Source organism: Curtobacterium sp. WHRI 8282 (genome assembly GCF_040223925.2).
In the GTDB taxonomy this organism is placed as follows: Bacteria; Actinomycetota; Actinomycetes; order Actinomycetales; family Microbacteriaceae; genus Curtobacterium; species Curtobacterium flaccumfaciens.
The window spans coordinates 359,604-380,995 of sequence record NZ_JBEHCD020000003.1 but is presented as its reverse complement, the minus strand read 5'-3'; the positions used below and the strand labels follow the sequence as shown (position 1 = coordinate 380,995).

The window sequence follows — 21,392 nt, the reverse complement described above, 5'->3', positions numbered from 1 at the left end:
GTCGCGATGACCGAATCACCCACCACCACTGCCCCGTCGAACTACGAGTCCGCCGACGGTGTGGACCCCCTGCACGTCACCACCTACCGACAGGTCCGCAAGGCCGCCCGCCGCGGACACGCACTGCCCGGAGACGCCGGTGAGCCGTCCCTGGCCGACCTGGTGAACGCCCGGAAGAACGGCACCGCCGAGTCCCGTTGACGCAAGCTCACGATCCGGTCTCGACCAGGTCTCGATCGGGACACGACGACGCGAGCAGCACGAGGGTGCTGTCACGATGACGTCCATGGTCTCCTTCCGGTCCGCACTGCCCCTGGTCGTCGTGAGCGCGGTCCTCGTGTCCGGCTCACTCGCCGGCTGCTCGGCCGACGCCGACGCCGACGCAGCGGCGCGGCCGACGTCGACCCCGACGCCGACCTCGGAGACCTCGGACGCCCAGCCAGCGGGCGGCGCGACGGACCCGATGGAGGAAGACCGGAGTGCTGCGGCGATCTGCGGCCAGATCACTGCGCTGACGACGATCTCGCTGAACGCGACGGTCGGGCGAAGCCAGGGCGATCTCTCCGAGGCGCAGTACCAGGCACTGATCGCGGCGGAACGCTTCGGCTACGAGCACCTGTCGAGCACCGACGAGGAGCTCGACGACGCGATCGACTACGCGCACGAGTACCTCGACGCGCACCCCGCACCGAAGTCCGGGCCGGCGCTCGAGATGACCCCCGAATGGGAACTCGTCGGGCGGACCCTGATCACCGCGTGCCGGGGTGCCGGGTCGAACGTCGTGGGCACCGCCCAGTACGGCGGCTGACGACCCGGATCAGGGTCCCGTGACCGCCTTCACGAGCGCGTCGAGCGCGCGGTCGAGCTCCGGCATCGTCACGGCGCCGTAGCCGAACACGATGCCCGGCGGCGTGCTGCCGGGAGCGAGCCCGTACTCCTCGAGCGACGCCACGAGCACCCCGGCATCCGCCAGCCGACGCGCGATCTGCGCCCCCGTGGTCGGACCCGACCACGTGACCACCGCGTGCAGTCCGCCGTTCAGAGCACGGGCCTCCAGGCCGGCGACGTCGCCGAGCCGAGCCGCGATCCGGGCCCGGCGGTGCGTGTAGTCGCGACGCACCCGACCCAGGTGCCGCCGCAGCCCACCCGTCCGCAGCAGGTGCACGAGCGCGGCCTGCACCGGTTCGGCGACGACCGCGCCACGAGCCCGACGGGCGGCGAGCACCGCCTCCGTCACCGGGGAACCCGTCGCCGCGACCGTCGGCAGCACGACGTACGCGCAGCGCAGCCGGGGGTCGAGCGTCTTCGAGAAGCCGCCGACGTGCAGCACCACGCCCTCGGCGTCGAGTGCGGCCAGCGCGGGCACGGGAGCGCCGCGGTGCCGGAACTCCGAGTCGTAGTCGTCCTCCACCACCACGGTGCCGGTGGTGGCGGCCCAGGTGAGCAGCCGCCGGCGCCGGGCGACGGGCATCACCGACCCGAGCGGGTACTGGTGCGTCGGGCTGACCAGGACGGCGTCGACCGGTCCGGCGGCCTCGAGCGCGTCGAGGTCGAGGCCGTCCTCGCCGACCGGGACGCCCACCAGGGATCCACCAGCGCTCGTGATCGCACGGTGTCCGGTGCGGTAGCCGGGGTCCTCGACGGCGACGACGGGAGCGCGACCCAGCAGCCCCCGAAGCGCCTCGGTGACGAGCGACAGCGCTTCCGAGGTCCCCGCGGTCACGAGCACCCGGTCGATCGTCGCCGTGAACCCGCGGGTCATGCCGAGCTGGGCGACGACCTGTGCCCGCAGGTCGGGGGAGCCGAGCGGGTCCGCGATCGCGTTCCGGAGCGGGGCCGATGCCGCTGCGCGCCAGGCTGCCCGCCAGTCCCGTTGCGGGATGGCGGTGACCGCGGGGATGCCGGGACGGCAGTCCACGAGCGGAGCGGACGGCGGAGCGGCCGCGACGCCGACCGCGCCGGCCGCGCCGGAGCCGGCGGTGTCCGTGCCGACGGCCGACGGCGCACCCGCGGTCCGACCGTGCAGGTCCGCCGTGACCCGTGCGAGGGCACCGTGCCGCGTCCGCAGGTACCCCTCGCCGTCGAGCTGCTCGTACGCCGCGACGACGGTGCCCCGGGCCACCCCGAGCTCCGCCGCCAGCGCCCGCGTCGACGGCAGTGGATCGCCTTCACGCAGGGTGCCGTCGTGCACCATCCCGCGCACCCGTGCCACGACACCGGACACCTTGCTCGACTGGTCCATCGTGATCGCCCCGATCTGGTCCAGGCACCGGACCACTGGTGACCCTAGCGTGACGACATGCCCACCTCGAGCCCCGAACCGGAACCGCCCACCGACGGCCCTTCGCTCCGCGTCCGCCGCCTGCGCGACCGCCAGACCGACGACCCCGCCGTCCTGCACGCGATCCTCGCCGAGGCCCACGTCGCCCACGTCGGCATCGTCCGCGGTGGCCAGCCCGTCGTCCTGCCGTTCCTCTGCGCCGTCGGGGACCTCGGTGACGGCCCCGTCCTGCTGCTGCACGGCTCGACCGGTGGTGGGCTGTTCCTCGACGCCGGGGCCGAGGGCGTCCCCGTCGCCGCCACCATCACCCACCTGGACGGTCTCGTCTTCGCACGCTCCACCAACGACAGCTCGGCGAACTACCGCAGCGCGATGGTCGCCGGCCGCGCCACCGTGGTGCCGACCGACCTGCGCACCGAAGCGCTCTGGCAGGTGGCCGACCACCTCATGCCGGGCCGCCGAGCCGAGGTGCGCGAGATGACCGCGAAGGAGGTCCGCGCCACCCAGGTCCTCCAGCTGCCCCTCGACCGCGCGAGCGTCAAGGTCCGAGCCCACGGTGTCGGCGAGGACCCGGCGGACGGTGAGGACCACACCGTCTGGGCGGGCGTGCTGCCACTCGCGGTCCGCGCCGGGGTCCCGATCCCGGGGGACATCTCGGGGGACAGCCCGGTGGACGCCTCGGTCGTCGCGCTGTCGGCTCGCCTCGACCGCCTGGCGGCCGACCGGGAGGCCCGGATCGCCGCCGTCATGCGGGTCACGCCGGTCTGAGCCCGGGTCCACCGCCGCGGGCCGGCTCCGGAACGCCCGTGCGCGCCGTCAGAGTGGCCTGCGAGCGGTGCTCGTTCCTGTGACCAGCTGCAGGAACACTCCGGCGCTGCCCAGCCGCGGGCACCGTCGTGACCAATACGTTACTTTCCGGACCGCCGAGTGGTCCCGACCCGGAAGGACCCATGGGACGCCACACCCTGCCTGCAGCAGCCGACGACCGTCAGCCCGCGCGAACGCACACGCACCCCGCGGTCGACCCCGCGCCGCTGACGCCGGACACGCAGCAGTCCCGTCCCCGTGGTCGCCGCTCGGCCCTCGGCCCCGCGGCCGCCCGCTCCACCTTCGTCGAGCACCCGAAGCCGACCCGGACCGTGCGGATGCAGCCGCGTCCCGCCCCCGTCGCGTCGTCGGCGGGCAGTGCGGTGCTGAGCCGGACCGCCACCCTGCGTGCCGAGCGCGCCGTCGACCCGCGGCACATCCGCCGTTCCGCCAACGCGAAGCGCGCGGCCATCCTGCTCGCCCCCGCGATCGCGGTGACCTCGAGCCTGACGCTCGCTCTGCCCGCGAACGCCGACACCCTGCCCGCGGACACCCGTTCCGGCACGACCACGGCGCAGGACGCCCAGACCTTCACGGTGGCGCACGACGTCCAGGTCCCCGTGGTCTCCACCGACGGCATGACCACCACGACGACGATCGTGTCCTACCCGACGCTCGACCTCCGCTTCGGGGTGACGACCGCGCAGGCACAGTCCGCGTTGTCCGCCGCACTCTCGGCCGGGGGCGACCGGGCCACGATCGTGCAGACCGCCCTGCAGTACATGGGGGACCCGTACGTCGAGGGCGGCGCGAGCCACGAGGGCATAGACTGCTCCGGGCTCACGATGGTCGCCTACCAGGCGGTGGGGATACAGCTCGTGCACTACGTGCCGACGCAGGACGCCGTCGCCACCACGATCCCCGAGTCCGAGGCACTGCCGGGCGACCTCGTCGTGTACGACGACGAGGACCACGTCGGCCTGTACCTCGGTCAGGGGCTCGTGCTGCAGGCACCGCACCCGGGCGAGGTCGTCGACATCGTCCCGATGTACTCGGCGGCGCACCACTTCGCGCGCGTCCTGCCCGCCGGCAGCTGACCCGACCAGCCGTGGTGCGGCCGTGGTGGTGACCAGCAGGACCACCCGGACGGGGCGTCCCCACCGATCACGGGCCTCCCGTATCCTGGAGTGATGGCTTCCGACACCCGCACCCCGTTCGAACAGCAGCAGTCTGCTCGACCGCAGGTGCGCCCGCGCACCGAGGGCTGGAAGCAGGCCACCGACACCGACGGTCGCCCGCTGCTGCAGTTCGCGTCCCCGAAGCGTGGCAAGCCGCCCGTGCACCTGGCCGACCTGACGGCCGAGGAACGCGAGGCCCGCGTGAAGGAACTCGGCCTGCCCGGGTTCCGCGCCAAGCAGCTCGCGACCCACTACTTCCAGCACTACACGTCCGACCCGGCCAAGATGACCGACCTGCCCGCCGCCCAGCGGGAGCAGCTCGTCGCCGGGATGCTGCCGCCGCTCCTCACCGAGACCCGGCGGCTGGCGACGGACAACGGCGACACGATCAAGTTCCTCTGGAAGCTGCACGACGGCGCCCTGGTCGAGTCGGTCCTCATGCGCTACCCGGGCCGCATCACCCTGTGCGTCTCGTCCCAGGCCGGGTGCGGCATGAACTGCCCGTTCTGCGCCACCGGCCAGGCGGGGCTGACCCGCAACATGTCCACCGCCGAGATCATCGAGCAGATCGTCCGGGCCAACGCCGCGATCGCCGCCGGCGAGCTCGGGGGCGATCCGCGCAAGGGCGGCCACGACCGCGTCGACGCCGAGCGCGTGACGAACATCGTGTTCATGGGCATGGGGGAGCCGCTCGCGAACTACAAGCGGGTGATGGACGCCGTGCGGTTGATGGTCGCACCGCAGCCGAACGGTCTCGGCATGAGTGCCCGCGGCATCACGGTGTCGACCGTCGGCCTGGTGCCGGCGATGATCAAGCTCGCGGACGAAGGGATCCCGCTCACCTTCGCGCTGTCCCTGCACGCACCCGACGACGAGCTCCGCGACGAGCTCATCCCGGTGAACTCGCGCTGGAAGGCCGACGAAGCGATCGACGCCGCCCACAACTACTACGTGAAGACGGGCCGTCGTGTCTCGATCGAGTACGCGCTCATCAAGGACATGAACGACCACGCCTGGCGAGCCGACCTGCTCGCCGAGAAGCTCAACAAGCGCGGCAAGGGCTGGGTGCACGTCAACCCGATCCCGCTCAACCCGACGCCGGGCTCCGTGTGGACCTCGTCCGAAGTGCACGTGCAGGACGAGTTCGTCCGCCGACTCAACGCCGCCGGCATCCCGACGACCCTGCGCGACACCCGCGGCAAGGAGATCGACGGGGCGTGCGGGCAGTTGGCAGCGGCCGAGTAGGTCGGTCCGGTTCGTTCGTTCGTTCGGGAGGCACGGTGCGGGTTCGCACCGTGCCTTCCGTCGTTCCCGGGGGCGCGCTCACCCCGTCGATCCCCGGAAACCCGGGGGACACGTGCCGTTCACCCGACTGCGACACGCCCGGGAGGGACGACGGTTGGCAGGGCCCCCGGGGCGTGTGTAAAGTAATCACTCGTTGCCGCTGAGGCGGAGAACGGAACAGCCGAGACGGTCACAGGGTGCAAGCCCTGGATGCGCAGTCCGGACGGGGTCCCGCTCAGGCAACATCCCCCGAAGAAGTCGAAGTGATTCGACGTGTCTGACGGTGGAACAAGACGAATGCCTCTCTGGCGGAACCTTTTGTGGGTCGAGCGGGGAGTGCGTCTGGTCCTTGAGAACTCAACAGCGTGCACATTGTCAATGCCAATTTATTGATTGACCTCGTGCCTGGTCGGCTTGCTGACTGGGTCATGAAGCAATTCCTTTTGGATTGAAGATTGTCAGTAGACAGTCAACAGTCAGAATCAACTCGGTCTGATGCCTTCGGGTGTTGGGTCTGTATTTTTTTACGGAGAGTTTGATCCTGGCTCAGGACGAACGCTGGCGGCGTGCTTAACACATGCAAGTCGAACGATGATGCCCAGCTTGCTGGGTGGATTAGTGGCGAACGGGTGAGTAACACGTGAGTAACCTGCCCCTGACTCTGGGATAAGCGTTGGAAACGACGTCTAATACTGGATATGATCACTGGCCGCATGGTCTGGTGGTGGAAAGATTTTTTGGTTGGGGATGGACTCGCGGCCTATCAGCTTGTTGGTGAGGTAATGGCTCACCAAGGCGACGACGGGTAGCCGGCCTGAGAGGGTGACCGGCCACACTGGGACTGAGACACGGCCCAGACTCCTACGGGAGGCAGCAGTGGGGAATATTGCACAATGGGCGAAAGCCTGATGCAGCAACGCCGCGTGAGGGATGACGGCCTTCGGGTTGTAAACCTCTTTTAGTAGGGAAGAAGCGAAAGTGACGGTACCTGCAGAAAAAGCACCGGCTAACTACGTGCCAGCAGCCGCGGTAATACGTAGGGTGCAAGCGTTGTCCGGAATTATTGGGCGTAAAGAGCTCGTAGGCGGTTTGTCGCGTCTGCTGTGAAATCCCGAGGCTCAACCTCGGGCTTGCAGTGGGTACGGGCAGACTAGAGTGCGGTAGGGGAGATTGGAATTCCTGGTGTAGCGGTGGAATGCGCAGATATCAGGAGGAACACCGATGGCGAAGGCAGATCTCTGGGCCGTAACTGACGCTGAGGAGCGAAAGCATGGGGAGCGAACAGGATTAGATACCCTGGTAGTCCATGCCGTAAACGTTGGGCGCTAGATGTAGGGACCTTTCCACGGTTTCTGTGTCGTAGCTAACGCATTAAGCGCCCCGCCTGGGGAGTACGGCCGCAAGGCTAAAACTCAAAGGAATTGACGGGGGCCCGCACAAGCGGCGGAGCATGCGGATTAATTCGATGCAACGCGAAGAACCTTACCAAGGCTTGACATACACCGGAAACGGCCAGAGATGGTCGCCCCCTTGTGGTCGGTGTACAGGTGGTGCATGGTTGTCGTCAGCTCGTGTCGTGAGATGTTGGGTTAAGTCCCGCAACGAGCGCAACCCTCGTTCTATGTTGCCAGCGGGTTATGCCGGGGACTCATAGGAGACTGCCGGGGTCAACTCGGAGGAAGGTGGGGATGACGTCAAATCATCATGCCCCTTATGTCTTGGGCTTCACGCATGCTACAATGGCCGGTACAAAGGGCTGCGATACCGTAAGGTGGAGCGAATCCCAAAAAGCCGGTCTCAGTTCGGATTGAGGTCTGCAACTCGACCTCATGAAGTCGGAGTCGCTAGTAATCGCAGATCAGCAACGCTGCGGTGAATACGTTCCCGGGCCTTGTACACACCGCCCGTCAAGTCATGAAAGTCGGTAACACCCGAAGCCGGTGGCCTAACCCTTGTGGAAGGAGCCGTCGAAGGTGGGATCGGTGATTAGGACTAAGTCGTAACAAGGTAGCCGTACCGGAAGGTGCGGCTGGATCACCTCCTTTCTAAGGAGCATCTGGCCTCGTGTTGTCCCTTATCGGGGCACGCATGGTCCAGGCGCCTGATTCGGACCGAACGTGTCCGACGGGTAGCTCATGGGTGGAACATTGACAGTGCAGTTGGGAGTGATGCTTCCGACCTCAGTACGCTCTGCTTGCAGGGTTGGGACGGGTCGGGGTGGAGCTGCTGGCTGGTGCACGTTGTTGGGTCCTGAGGGACCAGGCTTCCTGTCGTCACGTGAGTGGTGGTGGGGGTTGGGCCTACGGGTCCTTCTTCGGGCCAGGGTGAACCTACCGTTGTGGTGGGGGAGTGCTGGTGCCGATCGTATGTTGAGAACTACACAGTGGACGCGAGCATCTTTGATTCGCGTCATCCATGATCAGACTTTTAGGTTGTTGATTGGTGACGTTGGATCGCAATTTTAATCTTTGTGGTCAAGTTTCTAAGAGCAAACGGTGGATGCCTTGGCATCTGGAGCCGATGAAGGACGTAGAAATCTGCGATAAGCCTCGGGGAGCTGATAATCGAGCCTCGATCCGAGGATTTCCGAATGGGGAAACCCCGCCAGGCGTTTTGCGACCTGGTGACTCCCGCCTGAATATATAGGGCGGGTAGAGGGAACGTGGGGAAGTGAAACATCTCAGTACCCACAGGAAGAGAAAACAACATGTGATTCCGTGAGTAGTGGCGAGCGAAAGCGGATGAGGCTAAACCGATCATGTGTGATAGCCGGCGGGCGTTGCATGGTCGGGGTTGTGGGACACGTCACTCAGTTCTGCCGGACTGGGACGGTTACAGCGCATCATAGTCGAACCGGTTTGAAAGCCGGGCCGTAGTGGGTGCCAGCCCCGTAGACGAAATGGTGTTATGGCCGGATGTGTATCCCAAGTAGCACGGGGCCCGAGAAATCCCGTGTGAATCTGTCAGGACCACCTGATAAGCCTAAATACTCCCAGATGACCGATAGCGGACAAGTACCGTGAGGGAAAGGTGAAAAGTACCCCGGGAGGGGAGTGAAATAGTACCTGAAACCGTTTGCTTACAAACCGTCGGAGCCTCCTTAGTAGGGGTGACGGCGTGCCTTTTGAAGAATGAGCCTGCGAGTTAGTGATATGTGGCGAGGTTAACCCGTGAGGGGCAGCCGTAGCGAAAGCGAGTCTGAATAGGGCGTTTGAGTCGCATGTTCTAGACCCGAAGCGAAGTGATCTATCCATGGCCAGGTTGAAGCGACGGTAAGACGTCGTGGAGGACCGAACCCACTTCAGTTGAAAATGGAGGGGATGAGCTGTGGATAGGGGTGAAAGGCCAATCAAACTTCGTGATAGCTGGTTCTCTCCGAAATGCATTTAGGTGCAGCGTTGCGTGTTTCTCGCCGGAGGTAGAGCTACTGGATGGCCGATGGGCCTCAACAGGTTACTGACGTCAGCCAAACTCCGAATGCCGGTGAGTGAGAGCGCAGCAGTGAGACGGTGGGGGATAAGCTTCATCGTCGAGAGGGAAACAACCCAGACTACCAACTAAGGTCCCTAAGCGTGTGCTAAGTGGGAAAGGATGTGGAGTTGCACAGACAACCAGGAGGTTGGCTTAGAAGCAGCCACCCTTGAAAGAGTGCGTAATAGCTCACTGGTCAAGTGATTCCGCGCCGACAATGTAACGGGGCTCAAGCACACCACCGAAGTTGTAGATTTCGCACTATAGACAAGCCTTCGTGGTTCAGTCGTGCGGAGTGGTAGGAGAGCGTCGTGTGGCGAGTGAAGCGGCGGAGTGATCCAGCCGTGGACGCTACACGAGTGAGAATGCAGGCATGAGTAGCGAAAGACGGGTGAGAAACCCGTCCTCCGAAAGACCAAGGGTTCCAGGGCCAGGTTAATCCGCCCTGGGTAAGTCGGGACCTAAGGCGAGGCCGACAGGCGTAGTCGATGGACAACGGGTTGATATTCCCGTACCGGCGAACAACCGCCCAAGCTAATCCAGTGGTGCTAAGAGTCCTAACCCGGTACAACCGGATCCCTTCGGGGTGATGGTGGCCGGTCTAACGCTCGACCCCATGCTGGTGCGGTTAGCGTATGAACAGGTGTGACGCAGGAAGGTAGCTGAGCCAGGCGATGGTATCCGTAAGGTGAACCTGGTGTAAGGATGTAGGGCTGACGATAGGCAAATCCGTCGTCTGTGTGCCTGAGATCCGACGCGTACCCGTAAGGGGAAATCAGTGATCCTATGCTGCCGAGAAAAGCATCGACGCGAGGTTGCAGCCGCCCGTACCCGAAACCGACTCAGGTGGTCAGGTAGAGAATACCAAGGAGATCGAGAGAATCGTGGTTAAGGAACTCGGCAAAATGCCCCCGTAACTTCGGGAGAAGGGGGGCCGGACACGTGACCGGATTTACTCCGTGAGCGTTGAAGGCCGCAGAGACCAGTGGGAAGCGACTGTTTACTAAAAACACAGGTCCGTGCGAAGTCGCAAGACGATGTATACGGACTGACGCCTGCCCGGTGCTGGAAGGTTAAGAGGAAGGGTTAGCCTTTGGGCGAAGCTCTGAATTTAAGCCCCAGTAAACGGCGGTGGTAACTATAACCATCCTAAGGTAGCGAAATTCCTTGTCGGGTAAGTTCCGACCTGCACGAATGGCGTAACGACTTCCCAGCTGTCTCAACCGCGAACTCGGCGAAATTGCACTACGAGTAAAGATGCTCGTTACGCGCAGCAGGACGGAAAGACCCCGTGACCTTTACTACAGTTTGGTATTGGTGTTCGGAGTGGCTTGTGTAGGATAGGTGGGAGACTGTGAAGCGGGCACGCTAGTGTTCGTGGAGTCATTGTTGAAATACCACTCTGGTCACTTTGGATGTCTAACGTAGGACCCTGATCGGGTTCATGGACAGTGCCTGATGGGTAGTTTAACTGGGGCGGTTGCCTCCCAAAGAGTAACGGAGGCGCCCAAAGGTTCCCTCAACCTGGTTGGCAATCAGGTGGCGAGTGTAAGTGCACAAGGGAGCTTGACTGTGAGACTGACAGGTCGAGCAGGGACGAAAGTCGGGACTAGTGATCCGGCAGTGGCTTGTGGAAGCGCTGTCGCTCAACGGATAAAAGGTACCTCGGGGATAACAGGCTGATCTTGCCCAAGAGTCCATATCGACGGCATGGTTTGGCACCTCGATGTCGGCTCGTCGCATCCTGGGGCTGGAGTAGGTCCCAAGGGTTGGGCTGTTCGCCCATTAAAGCGGTACGCGAGCTGGGTTTAGAACGTCGTGAGACAGTTCGGTCCCTATCCGCTGCGCGCGTTGGAAATTTGAGAAGATCTATCCCTAGTACGAGAGGACCGGGATGGACGAACCTCTGGTGTGTCAGTTGTTCTGCCAAGGGCACCGCTGATTAGCTACGTTCGGACCGGATAACCGCTGAAAGCATCTAAGCGGGAAGCCGTCTTCGAGATGAGATTTCCATGCACCTTGAGTGTGAGAGGCTCCCAGCAGACTACTGGGTTGATAGGCCGGATGTGGAAGCGGGGACTAACGACCCGTGGAGCTGACCGGCACTAATAAGCCGAAGACTTGATAACACACTGATTTCCGTGCACTTGTTGCACGGGCTCGCGTCCACTTTGTGGTTCCCGACAGACGATCGGGAATCGAAACTGAATACACCGCTCTGTCTTCTTCACGGGAGATGGTAGCTGGGACAGCTTTGAGACCAAATGCATGATCTGGTCGAGAGTGTTCCGGTGGTCATAGCGAGAGGGAAACGCCCGGTCACATTCCGAACCCGGAAGCTAAGCCTCTCAGCGCCGATGGTACTGCAAGGGGGACCTTGTGGGAGAGTAGGACGCCGCCGGACTTAACGTAGAAGAACAAGGGAACCCCTGACCATTCATGGTCAGGGGTTTTCTGCGTTCACGGCCCGTTCTGGGTCCTTGTCGACGGGCACCGGTCAGGCCGTAGGATCAGCCGACGACGGAGGAACGATGACCGAAGCCTGGCCGGCCCTGCCCGACGGCTCCCGACTGGCGCTGCGGGAGATCCTCATCCACGGGGTGCTCTCCCGTGCCGAGATCGCTCGGTCACTCGGGCTCTCACGGGCGAGCCTCACGCGGGCGATGCGCATCCTCGTGTCACAGCGGCTGGTGGTCGAGGTCGGCACTGATGTGCGCGGCGCCACCGGCCGGCCGTCGGAGCTCCTGCAGGTGAGCAGCGGGCAGTGGGAGTTCCTCGGCATCAAGCTCACGAAGGACCGCCTGTACGCCGCGGTCACGGACCTGGGTGGCCGGGTCCTCGCCCTGCACGAAGAAGGCATCGACGACACCGCCGCCGAGTCGCTCGCGGAGCAGATCACGGCGGTGCTCGGCCGACTCCGTGCTGCGCACCCGGCCATCTGCGCGATCGGCGTCTCCCTGCCCGGCGACGTCATGGTCCGCGCGGGGGAGTCCGTCGTCGCGGCGTCGGTGTTCCTCGGGTGGCACGAGGTGCCGTTCGCCCGGATGCTCGAGGAGCGGACGGGGATCGCCACGTTCACCGCGAACGACGTCCACGCGCTCACGGCGAAGGAGCACTGGTTCGGTGCGGGTGCCGGCCGCGGGTCCATGGTGCTCGTGACGGTCGGTGAGGGCCTGGGCCTCGGGCTCATCGCGAACGGTCAGGTCTCCACCGGGGAGCACGGGCGACTGGGGCGCATCGGGCACCTGCCGGTCCTCGGGGGAGGCCCGGACTGTGGCCTCGGTCACGCCGGGTGTGCCTCGAGCTACCTGCCCAGCCCGGTCATCGTGCGGAACGCCGGCCACGAGGGGAAGACCTACGACCAGGTGGTCGAGCTCGCCCGGGACGGCGACGAGGCAGCCCTCGCTGCGTTCGAGGATGCCGGCCGTGCTCTCGGGGTCCTGCTCGCCACCGCGGTGCACATCGCCGACCCCGCAGCGATCGTGCTGACGGGCGACGGGCTGCCCGTGTACGACCTGGCGCGGGCGACCGTCGATGAGTCGATGCGGGCCGCCCTGGCGCCGTACACCGAGCCGGTCACGGTGGAGGTACAGCCGTTCGAGTTCTCGGAGTGGGCACGCGCCGGGGCGGTCCTCGCCATCCGTCGGCTGCTGGGGGAGTGATCGGCCGAGGGAACCGGTAGAGGTGTCGCCGCGTTAGTTACACACATTGACAAACGCGGACGCAGACGGGAGGCTTGAGCGGTCCACACCATCGAAGGAGATGCCGTGACCGCTGCCCCCACCGTCCCGTGGCCGACCGACGGCCTGTCGTTCGGCGGCGACTACAGCCCCGAGCAGTGGCCCCGGGAGACCTGGCTCGAGGACGTCCGACTGATGCGTGAGGCCGGGGTGAACCTGGTCACCGTCGGGGTGTTCTCGTGGGCACTGCTCGAGCGGTCGCCGGGGGACTTCACGTGGGAGTGGCTCGACGACGTGCTCGCGCTGCTGCACGAGCACGGCATCGCGGTGGACCTCGCGACGCCGACCGCTGCACCACCGAACTGGCTGCTGACCGCACACCCGGAGATCCTCCCCGTGGACGCCACGGAGCGGCGGGAACGACCGGGCGGGCGACTCGGGTGGTGCCCGGCCTCCGAGCTGTTCCGGGAACACGCGCTCCGCATGGTCGGCGCGCTGGCCGAGCGGTACGGCCGGCACCCGGCGGTGCGGCTCTGGCACGTGAGCAACGAGCTCGGCGGCGGCAACGGCCGGTGCTACTGCGAGGAGTCGGCAGCGGACTTCCGGCACTGGCTCGTTGCGAAGTACGGCGACGTCGAGGCCGCGAACGACGCGTGGGGCACGGCCTTCTGGGGGCACACCTACACCTCGTTCGACGAGGTCTCGCCGCCGCGCGGTGTGGGCGGAGCGCCGAACCCCGGGCTCGCGCTGGACTTCGAGCGGTACTCGTCCGACGCGCTGCTCCGCCAGTACGACGCTGAGAAAGCCGTCATCGAGCAGCACTCGGACGTGCCGGTCACGACGAACTTCATGGTGGGTGCCGGGTCGCAGGTCGTCGACTACGCCGGGTGGGCCAAGCACGTGGCGATCGTCGCGAACGACCACTACACGCTCGTCGACGACGCCCGCCGCGAGCAGGACCTCGCGCTGGCCGGTGACCGGATGCGCGGGATGTCGGCGGACCGCCGTCCCTGGCTGCTGATGGAGCACTCGACGGGCGGCCCGAGCTGGCAGCAGCGCAACCGCGCCAAGGAACCGGCCGAGCTCGTCCGGAACGCCCTGGCGCACGTCGCGCACGGGTCGGACGGGGCGCTGTTCTTCCAGTGGCGGGCCTCGACCGCGGGCGCGGAGCAGTTCCACTCGGCGATGCTCCCGCACGCCGGCACCCGCACACGCATCTGGCGCGAGGTGCTCGCCCTCGGCCGGGCGCTGCAGGACCTCGCACCCGTGCAGGGCACCCGAGTCGAGCCGGCCCGGGTCGCGATCGTCGTGGACGAGGCTTCCGGGTGGGCCGTGCAGTCGGGGCTCAAGCCGCACCGGGGCCTGCGCTACGGCCGGGAGCTCCGCGCCTGGCACCGCGCGTTCCACGACCGGCAGGTGCTGACGGACGTGGTCCCCGCCGACGCCGACCTGGACGGCTACGACGTGGTCGTCGTGCCGACGATGCTCATCGTCGACGATGCGACCGCCGCGCGGTTGTCCGCCGTGGTGGACCGCGGCGCCACCCTGATCGTCACGTACCTGTCGGGCGTCGCCGACGAGACCGGGCGCATCCGCACCGGCGGGTACCCGGGAGCGTTCCGCCAGGTGCTCGGCGCCTGGAGCGAGGAGTTCACCCCGCTGCAGCGCGACGAACGCTGGACCCTCGATGACGGCGAGGTCGTCACCGACTGGGCCGAAGCGGTCGTGCTCGAGGACGCCGAGTCCGTGCTCCGGTACACCGACGGCCCGCTCGCGGGCCGGCCCGCCGTCACGCGCCGCGCCGTCGGCGGCGGCGCCTGGTACGTGTCCGCGATGCTCGCGGACGACAGCATCCAACGGCTCGTGGACGGGGTGATCGCGGAGCGGGGGATCCTGCGGACGGTCACCGGGCCTCCCGGCCTGGAGGCGGTGCGTCGCGTCTGCGACGACGGTTCCGCCTTCCTGTTCCTCGTCAACCACCGTGCTGACGACGTCACGGTCGTCGCGTCCGGGACGGATCTGCTCGACGGGTCCGGCCACGGGCCGGACACCGTCGTGCCGGCCGGACGCGTCCGCGTGCTGCGCGAGGAGCGGGTCTCGTGACCGTCGTGGAGCGCGAGTCGACAGCCGTCGGTGCAGGCGATCGACGGGTGCACGTGCTGCGATCAGCCGGGGTGTCGCTGGTGCTGGCCTCCGCGGCGGACGGGCTGCCCGAGGCGCTGCACTGGGGTCGGGACGTCGGGCCCGTCGCGCCGGACGACACGGCCGACCTGCTGCTCGCACTCGGCCGGCCGCTCGGACCGAGTGCGCTCGACGCGCGGTGGCCCCTCACGGTGCTGCCGACCGAGCGCGACGGGTGGGAGGGGCGACCAGGGATCGCGGGCCACGTGGACGGGCTGCCGTTGGTGCCGCGATGGCGTGAGGTCGCCACGGCTGTCGTCTCCGTCGCGGACGAAGAGCGGATCGTCGTGACCGCCGAGTCGGACTCGGTGGCGCTCCGGAGCGAGTTCGCACTCGACACCGCCGGGGTGCTGCGGGTGCGGCACACGGTGACGAACACGCACGCCGCCCCCGTGCATGTGCAGGCGCTCGAGGCGACGCTGCCGGTGGGGGAGCGGATCACCGAAGTGCTCGACCTGGGCGGACGGTGGACCCGTGAGCGCACCCCGCAGCGCCGGGCAGCGACCGCCGGGAGCCACGCGCGCGAGAGCCGTCGCGGGCGGACCGGACACGACTCGCCGACGTTGCTCGTGCTCGGGACGCCCGGGTTCTCGGATGCCGAGGGCGAGCTGTGGGCGGTGCACCTGGCCTGGAGCGCCGACTCCGTGTACCGGTACGACCAGCTCGCCGAGGCGCGACCGCTGCTCGGTGCCGGGGAACTGCTGCGCGCCGGCGAGGTCGTGCTCGGCGAGGGGGAGTCGTTCACCGCCCCCGACGCCGTGTTCGTCTGGAGCGACACCGGGATCGACGGGTTGTCCGACCGCCTGCACGACTCGTTGCGCAGCCGTCCGGGGCACCCGCGACGACCCCGGCCCGTGGTGCTGAACACGTGGGAGGCCGTCTACTACCGGCAGGAGCTCGAACCCCTGGTGGCACTGGCGGAGACGGCGGCGGACATCGGCGTCGAGCGGTTCGTGCTCGACGACGGGTGGTTCCTCGGCCGGCGGTCGGACTCGACCTCGCTCGGGGACTGGCGCGTCGACCCGACGGTGTGGCCGGACGGGCTGGCACCGCTCGTCGACCGGGTGCGTGCGCTCGGCATGGAGTTCGGCCTGTGGTTCGAGCCCGAGATGGTCAGCCCGGTGTCCGAGCTGGCGGAGGCCCACCCCGAGTGGATGCTGCAGCGCCCTGAGGACGACGTCCGCACGTGGCGGAACCAGTACGTGCTCGACATGGCGAACCCGCTGGCCCGGCACCACGTGCTCGAGAGCATGTCCCGCGTGATCGGTGCGCACCACGTCGACTTCGTGAAGTGGGACCAGAACCGGGACATCGTGCACGCGGTGCACGCGGGTCGCGCCGGCATCGACGCGCACACCCGCGGCGTGTACGCCTTGATGGACGAGCTGCGTGCGCGGCACCCGTGGCTCGAGATCGAGGCGTGCGCGAGCGGCGGTGCCCGGATCGACCTCGGCGTGCTCGAGCGGACCGACCGGGTGTGGCCGTCGGACTCGAACGACGCCTTCGAGCGACTGCCGATCCAGCGCTGGACCGAGGCGCTGCTCCCGCTCGAGCTGATCGGTTCGCACGTCGGGCCGGAGGTCTCGCACACCACGGGCCGGCACCTCGACCTGGACTTCCGGATGGCGGTGTCGCTGTTCGGCGCGGCTGGCATCGAGACCGACATCACGAAGCTGTCACCCGAGGAGCTCGACCGGCTCCGGGCCTGGACGGCGCTGTACCGACGGGAGCGCGGGCTGCTGCACTCCGGGCGGCTGCGGCACCTGGACCTCGGGGACCCGGGGACGGTGGCGACATCGGTCGTGGCCACCGACCGTTCGCGGGCGCTCGTGCGGGTGGCGCGGACGGAGACGGGGCCGAGGTCGTTGCCGGTGCCGCTCCGGGTGCGCGGACTCGACCGGTCGCGGCGCTACCGGCTCGCCCCGGTGGCCGGGCTCGCCGTGCCGCACGGGCTCGACATGGTGCCGCCGGAGTGGCTCGTGCGCGGGCACCTGGAACTGACCGGCGCCGTGCTCGAGGACGTCGGCGCACGGCTCCCGCTGCTCGCCCCCGCGACCGCGATCGTGCTGGAGCTCCGCGCCCTGGACTGAGCACGTTCGACCGACGGTTCCGGTTCGCGAACCCGGGGGGATCGTGAACCGGAACCGTCAGCGCGACGCCCCGGTCAGGGCAGGAGCGAACCCGCGTGGCGGAGGACGAGCGGGTGGACGAGCTCCTGTGCGGCGATGCCCGGCGCACCCGTCACCGTGAAGGTCACCGACTCGCCGGGGAGCAGGGACACCAACCCGTCGTCGACGCGGGCGGCCGCATCCACGCGGTCGGGGAACAGCGAGACGTCGCGCGCGTACGCCGTCGCCGTCACGGTGACCGTCGCGCCGTCGTCCGTCGCCGACACGACCGTCGACAGGGGCGAGGGCTCGAGCGCCTGGTCGACGACCTCGGCGAAGTCGTGCACCGTGCGGGTGCCGGCTCCCGTGACGACGAGGACCTCGGAACCGGGGTCGCCCGGCACCGCGAGCGACGACGGCAGCTGCACCCGGGCGGCATCGGCGGGGTCGGCCGCGAGCGTGAACGACGACGACTCGAGCACGGTGCCGTCGAAGGCGACGCGGGAGACCGTGACCTCGTCGGCGACCGACGCCCCGGACGCGTTGACGAGGACGACGTCGAGCCCACCCTGGCCACCGGACGACGGCTGCACGGTGAGCAGCACGGGCTGGTAGGCCTGCCGGACGGCGTACCAGACGGGCTTCCGGATGCCGGCGTGGTCGACGAGGGCCCAGGACACCACGGGCCAGTCGTCGTTGAGCTGCCAGACGACCATGCCGGTGTTGTCGGGCGTGCGGGAGCGGAACCACTCCATGCCGAAGCGGATCGCGTGCGCCTGGTTGAGCTGCGCGGCGAAGTGCCAGTCCTCGATCGAGGCCGGCTCGGGCAGGTGCCCGCGCATGCCGTCGGCGAGCTTCCGGTTGCCCTGGTCGGCCTTCTGGTGCACGAGCATCTCGTGGCCGTCCGGGTCGAGGGGCTCGTCGTGCACCACCGCGGTCAGGGTCGACCACGCCGGCGGGCCCTGGAACCCGAACTCGGCGACGAACCGCGGCTCCCAGTCGGCGTAGGCGCGGTAGTCGAGCCGGTTCCAGACGTCCCAGATGTGCACGCTGCCGTTCCGCTGGTCGTTCGGCGTCAGGTACTCGTCGAACGAGAACGGGCTGCCCGGCGTGTACGGCCGGGTCGGGTCCAGCTCGGCGACGATCGACGGGAGCAGGGAACGGTAGTAGCCGTTGCCCCAGGTCCGGCCGACGAGCGACGGCCGCCAGCCCCACTCGGCGTAGGCGACGAGGTTCTCGTTGTTGCCGTTCCACACCACGAGCGAGGGGTGCGGGCTGAGGCGGGTCACGGCCTCGCGGACCTCGGGCTCGACCTCGTCGGCGAGCCAGGGCTCCTCGGCGTAGGCGGCACAGGCGAACAGGAAGTCCTGCCACACCAGGACGCCGAGCTCGTCGCACCGGTCGTACAGGTCGTCGGACTCGTAGATCCCGCCGCCCCAGATGCGGAGCAGGTTCATGTTCGCGTCGATCGCGTCCTGGATCCGGTCCGCGTACCGCTCGGGTGTCATCTCGGTCAGGTAGGCGTGGTCGGGGATCCAGTTCGCCCCGCGCACCATGACCGGACGGCCGTTGACGCGCAGCAGGAACGGCGCGCCGCCGGCGTCGGCAGCTGTGTCGAGCGTGACCGTGCGGAAGCCCACGCGGCCGGTCCACACGTCGTCGCCGACCTCGACCCGGACGTCGTACAGCGGCTGGTCGCCCTCGCCGCGGGGCCACCAGACGGCGACGTCGGGGACCTCGAGGCGGACGGTCGCCGCGCCGTCGACGACGGGGCGCGCGCCGACCACCCGGCCGGCGGTGTCGGAACCCGGGTGCCCTGCGGACGCGGGGTGCGGGGCCAGGGTGATCCGGGCCTTCAGGCCGGTGCCCGCGGAACCGTCCGCGGACGCGACGGGCGCGCTGCCGATCGCCTGCGAGAAGGAGCCGGTGGAGCCGGCGTGCTCGACGTCGACGTGGGCTGTCAGCACCCCGGTGGTGCCGTCGAGGTTGACGAGCGGGCGGACGGCCGCGATGCGGACGCCGCTCCAGGACTCGATGCCGATCGACTTCCAGATGCCGCTCGTGGCGACGTCGACGCCCCAGTCCCACCCGAAGTTCGACGCGTTCTTGCGGAGCGCGTTGTAGGGGTGGTGGTTGACGTGGGGCAGCTCGCCGCCGTGCAGTGCGGACAGACGCTCGGCTGCGGGGACGGGCGCGTCGAACGTGACGACGAGCTCGTTCGTGCCCGGTCGGAGGAGGTGCCCGACGGGGAACCGGTACGAGCGGTGCTGGTTGGCGGTGGTCGCGACGACGATGCCGTTGAGCTCGATCGTGGCGAGGGTGTCGAGGCCCTCGGCGACGAGGTCGTGGCGGGTCTCGTCCGGCGCGGTCCACTCGAACGTGCGGCGGTAGCGCCAGACGGTGTCGCCGATCCACTGGGTGGCGGCCTCGCCGTCGCCGTCGAACGGGTCGGGGATCCGGCCGGCCCGCAGCAGGTCCGTGTGCACGCAGCCGGGGACCTGCGCCTCGACCGGTTCGCGGTGCTCCGCCGACTGCTCGGGCCCGGTCACCGCCTCGAGGGTCCACGTGCCGTCCAGGGTGGTCCGCTCCATTGCGTCTCCTCATCGTTACGGGGCCGTGACCCGACCCCTTGACCGCCTTAGTTTACGCGTGTAACAATCACGCTCACAACGTGGACCCTGCGACGACGCAGACCGAGAGGACAACGATGTTCAACCCAACCCGTTCACGGCTCGCCATCGGCGGCGCCGTTCTCCTCGCAGCCGGCCTCGCGCTCAGCGGCTGCAGCTCCAGCGGCACCGCCAGCACGAACGACGCCGCTGCCTCGACCCTGGTGGCGTACACCGGCCAGTCCGGCGACTACCAGATCAACTTCAACCCGTGGTCGCCGTCCAACATCGGCGGCGTCGGCACGATCTACGAGTCGCTCTTCTTCATCACCAACGTCAACACGAAGGACCCGAAGCCGCTGCTCGGCAAGTCCTACGAGTGGAACGACGACGGCACGCAGCTCACCATCATGCTGCGCGACGGGGCCACCTGGAGCGACGGCGAGCCCTTCACCTCGAAGGACGTCGTGTTCACGCTCGACATGCTCAAGAAGCAGAAGGCCCTGAACTCGATCGGCTACGACGGCACCGCGAAGGCCGACGGCGACGACAAGGTGGTCGTCTCGTTCGACAAGCCGTCGTTCGTGCTCGGCCCGAACCTGCTCGGCAAGACCTGGATCGTGCCCGAGCACCTGTGGAAGGACATCGACCCGACCACCGACGTCGTGCGTGAGCCCGTCGGCACCGGCCCGTACACGCTCGGCACCTTCAAGGCGCAGGCGTTCACCCTCGAGGCGAACAAGAAGTACTGGGACGGCGCCCCGGCCGTGAAGACCATCCGCTACCTGTCGCTCTCCGGCAACACCGCCGGCGCCGACGCACTGAAGCAGGGGTCGATCGACTGGCAGACCGGCCCGGTGCCGAACATGGACGACATCCCCGCCAACTACAACGGCTACGACGGCATCACCGTCGGCCAGAACCAGATGGCCCTGCTGACCTGCGCGAACACCGACCTGGGCTGCGCCGGCCCGCAGACCGACCCGGCCGTCCGCCACGCGATCGCCGACGCCATCAACCGGAAGCAGCTCAACTCGCTGGCGTTCGAGAACACGGCGAGCGAGATCTCGCCGACCTTCGCGCTCACCACGACGCAGAAGGACACCATCTCGAAGGACATCGAGCCGGCCGTGATGCCGGAGACCGCCGACACCGACGCGGCCGCCTCGACCCTCGAGGACGCCGGGTGGAAGAAGGGCTCCGACGGCATCTACGCCAAGGACGGCAAGAAGCTGTCCCTGACGGTCGAGGTCGTCACCGGGTGGACCGACTACATCACCGCGATCGACACGATGACGCAGCAGCTCAAGGCCGCGGGCATCGAGCTCAAGGCGCAGCAGTCGTCGTGGAACGAGTGGACCGACAAGAAGACCAAGGGCAACTTCGAGCTCGCGATCGACTCGCTCGGCCAGGGCCCGACGGCGAACCCGTACTACCTGTACAACAACTACTTCACGACGGCCAACACCGCGAAGGTCGGTGAAGCGGCCCCGATGAACATCTCGCGGTACAGCAACCCCGACGTCGACAAGGCCATCGCGAAGCTCGCCACGATCAACCCCGAGGACACCGCGGCGACCCAGCCCGAGCTCGACACGATCCAGGAGCACATCGTCGAGGACCTGCCCTACATCCCCGTGATGACCGGCGGCACGACGAGCGAGTTCCACGCGGCGAAGTTCACCGGCTGGCCGACGAAGGACGACCTGTACGCGTTCCCGGCGGTCTGGGCGAGCCCGGACAACGCCGAGATCTTCAAGGCGCTCAAGCCGGCGAAGGGCTGACACCGATGG

11 protein-coding genes and 3 rRNA genes are annotated in these 21,392 nt (G+C 67.6%); 12 read left to right on the top strand and 2 right to left on the bottom strand.

Translation table 11 applies throughout. The features are described 5' to 3' along the window. Positions 1-6: 6 nt before the first annotated feature. The gene (locus tag ABRP24_RS12680) at positions 7-201 is read left to right on the top strand and encodes a hypothetical protein (protein ID WP_071246336.1); all 195 of its coding nucleotides are present in this window, start codon (positions 7-9) and stop codon (positions 199-201) included. 85 nt (positions 202-286) lie between these two features. Further along, entirely contained in the window at positions 287-808 is a 522-nt protein-coding gene (locus tag ABRP24_RS12675; RefSeq protein WP_214520730.1) for a hypothetical protein, read from the top strand. A 9-nt stretch (positions 809-817) separates the two neighbouring features. Here the strand turns inward: ABRP24_RS12675 and ABRP24_RS12670 are convergent, their stop codons facing one another. Then, positions 818-2,278, bottom strand: coding sequence for a PLP-dependent aminotransferase family protein (locus tag ABRP24_RS12670; protein ID WP_349850049.1), 1,461 nt, complete (start codon positions 2,276-2,278; stop codon positions 818-820). 21 nt (positions 2,279-2,299) lie between these two features. On the opposite strand from ABRP24_RS12670, the gene ABRP24_RS12665 reads away from it, so the two are divergent. The 9 genes from ABRP24_RS12665 to ABRP24_RS12625 all read left to right on the top strand — a co-directional run bounded on the left by ABRP24_RS12665 (position 2,300) and on the right by ABRP24_RS12625 (position 16,972). Continuing rightward, the gene (locus ABRP24_RS12665) at positions 2,300-3,049 is read left to right on the top strand and encodes a pyridoxamine 5'-phosphate oxidase family protein (RefSeq protein WP_301603259.1); all 750 of its coding nucleotides are present in this window, start codon (positions 2,300-2,302) and stop codon (positions 3,047-3,049) included. A gap of 182 nt (positions 3,050-3,231) precedes the next feature. After that, complete coding sequence (locus ABRP24_RS12660) at positions 3,232-4,185, top strand: C40 family peptidase (protein ID WP_349850052.1); 954 nt, start codon at positions 3,232-3,234, stop codon at positions 4,183-4,185. Positions 4,186-4,278: 93 nt separating this feature from the next. Beyond that, positions 4,279-5,511 carry a 23S rRNA (adenine(2503)-C(2))-methyltransferase RlmN gene (gene rlmN / locus ABRP24_RS12655; RefSeq protein WP_027465106.1) on the top strand — a complete coding sequence of 411 codons (1,233 nt, stop codon included), beginning with the start codon at positions 4,279-4,281 and terminating at the stop codon, positions 5,509-5,511. Between the two features lie 562 nt (positions 5,512-6,073). Next, a 16S ribosomal RNA gene (locus ABRP24_RS12650) occupies positions 6,074-7,595 on the top strand. A gap of 427 nt (positions 7,596-8,022) precedes the next feature. Beyond that, positions 8,023-11,150 (top strand): 23S ribosomal RNA (locus tag ABRP24_RS12645). Positions 11,151-11,308: 158 nt separating this feature from the next. Next, positions 11,309-11,425: ribosomal RNA gene (gene rrf, locus ABRP24_RS12640) — 5S ribosomal RNA — on the top strand. The 16S, 23S and 5S rRNA genes sit together here, the layout of an rRNA operon. Before the next feature lie 127 nt (positions 11,426-11,552). Then, entirely contained in the window at positions 11,553-12,683 is a 1,131-nt protein-coding gene (locus tag ABRP24_RS12635) for an ROK family transcriptional regulator (RefSeq protein WP_051596651.1), read from the top strand. Between the two features lie 105 nt (positions 12,684-12,788). Beyond that, entirely contained in the window at positions 12,789-14,804 is a 2,016-nt protein-coding gene (locus tag ABRP24_RS12630) for a beta-galactosidase (RefSeq protein WP_349848543.1), read from the top strand. Further along, a complete protein-coding gene (locus tag ABRP24_RS12625) occupies positions 14,801-16,972 on the top strand; it encodes an alpha-galactosidase (protein ID WP_349848542.1) in 2,172 nt (723 codons plus the stop codon). Before ABRP24_RS12630 ends, ABRP24_RS12625 begins: the two co-directional genes overlap by 4 nt. A 74-nt stretch (positions 16,973-17,046) precedes the next feature. Here the strand turns inward: ABRP24_RS12625 and ABRP24_RS12620 are convergent, their stop codons facing one another. After that, entirely contained in the window at positions 17,047-19,581 is a 2,535-nt protein-coding gene (locus ABRP24_RS12620; RefSeq protein WP_349848540.1) for a glycoside hydrolase family 2 protein, read from the bottom strand. A gap of 116 nt (positions 19,582-19,697) precedes the next feature. Here ABRP24_RS12620 and ABRP24_RS12615 point away from each other — a divergent pair, with 116 nt between their 5' ends. After that, complete coding sequence (locus ABRP24_RS12615; RefSeq protein ID WP_349848538.1) at positions 19,698-21,383, top strand: ABC transporter substrate-binding protein; 1,686 nt, start codon at positions 19,698-19,700, stop codon at positions 21,381-21,383. Positions 21,384-21,392: the final 9 nt, after the last annotated feature.

Bases quoted from the DNA above. Each gene is read 5' to 3' on its own strand.
- ABRP24_RS12665 (WP_301603259.1), top strand. From the start codon at position 2,300: ATGCCCACCTCGAGCCCCGAACCGGAACCGCCCACCGACGGCCCTTCG.
- rlmN (WP_027465106.1), top strand. From the start codon at position 4,279: ATGGCTTCCGACACCCGCACCCCGTTCGAACAGCAGCAGTCTGCTCGA.
- ABRP24_RS12615 (WP_349848538.1), top strand. From the start codon at position 19,698: ATGTTCAACCCAACCCGTTCACGGCTCGCCATCGGCGGCGCCGTTCTC.
- ABRP24_RS12680 (WP_071246336.1), top strand. From the start codon at position 7: ATGACCGAATCACCCACCACCACTGCCCCGTCGAACTACGAGTCCGCC.
- ABRP24_RS12635 (WP_051596651.1), top strand. From the start codon at position 11,553: ATGACCGAAGCCTGGCCGGCCCTGCCCGACGGCTCCCGACTGGCGCTG.
- ABRP24_RS12675 (WP_214520730.1), top strand. From the start codon at position 287: ATGGTCTCCTTCCGGTCCGCACTGCCCCTGGTCGTCGTGAGCGCGGTC.
- ABRP24_RS12660 (WP_349850052.1), top strand. From the start codon at position 3,232: ATGGGACGCCACACCCTGCCTGCAGCAGCCGACGACCGTCAGCCCGCG.
- ABRP24_RS12620 (WP_349848540.1), bottom strand. From the start codon at position 19,581: ATGGAGCGGACCACCCTGGACGGCACGTGGACCCTCGAGGCGGTGACC.